Annotated in this window: 1 protein-coding gene and 1 pseudogene; both read right to left on the reverse strand. The window is 56.5% G+C overall.

Features of this window, described 5'->3' with window-relative positions; translation table 11 throughout:
* Positions 1-118, reverse strand: a pseudogene (locus AB4Y40_RS42745) (IS630 family transposase); the annotation flags it as partial.
* 625 nt (positions 119-743) lie between these two features.
* A partial coding sequence (locus tag AB4Y40_RS42750; protein ID WP_368692984.1) for a hypothetical protein occupies positions 744-964 on the reverse strand: 221 nt, incomplete at its 5' end.

The raw sequence follows: 964 nt of genomic DNA on the forward strand, positions 1-964 counted from the left end.
CTTCGTCGAGCAGCAGGATCAACCGTGCACGCCTCACCTCGCCAACGGCCATTGTGCGGCTGCGCTGCATCGACATCAGTTCTTCGCGCTCGGTTTCACTCAGATTCATTTTGCCCATGCACCATTATGGGCAGTGCAATTTCATTGGTTCACTGGACTAGCACTACAAAGCGTTCACGAAACGCCTGAATCGCTTGGTGCGACAGATCCACCGCGCCGAAGAGAAGCTGATCCTCGACATCGCTGGCACCACGCTGTCGCTGACCACCTGACGGCGCGACGTGTTCCCCGATCCATCGTTGATGGTGGCCGCCATTGATCGCCTGGCCCCATCACTCAACGATCTTCGAACTGAACTTGTGAAGCTACCGGCGTCGCAGCGCGGACGACGACAAGCGCGCGCGGCGTGAGTCAATTACCCCAAGCCGAGCGGCGGCGGGCGGCCAAAGTAGTTGACGGCCCGCAGCTCGCGCCACAGCACGACAAGTTGGCCGAAACTGTCCCGACAAACTGATGAAGATGTGGTCTATCCGCTTTCGCCCGTTGCTCCGTCACCAGCACGCACGGGCACTTGCAGAAGGCAGAGGAAAGCCGCGATGGTGGCTACGCGGTGTCACCGGATCGGCGTAGTGTCAGATGGTTGTTGCTCTAGCGCGACAAACGGCGTGCTTTTTGTAGTCAGCAGCAGACGAGCACGTCAATGAGTACATTGATGGAGCCATATTCAGAAAAAAAGCATCAAGTCAATGCACTGAATGCGAACTTCGAGTCCTCTCCTGGGCACCAATAGATATTCCGGCGAAAGCCAGAAGTAGTTCGAGAAACGCCGTAAGATCAAGGGAAGGTCTGCACAACACGCTTTCAGAGCGCTGATCTTTTTTCGCGTTGAGCGTATCAGCCGTAAGCGCCTGCTGGCAGGTTGGTCGTCCGGCCTTTGAAGCATGATGATCTTCGTTTTCCGAGA

The organism is Paraburkholderia sp. EG287B, from assembly GCF_040965595.1.
In the GTDB taxonomy this organism is placed as follows: Bacteria; Pseudomonadota; Gammaproteobacteria; order Burkholderiales; family Burkholderiaceae; genus Paraburkholderia.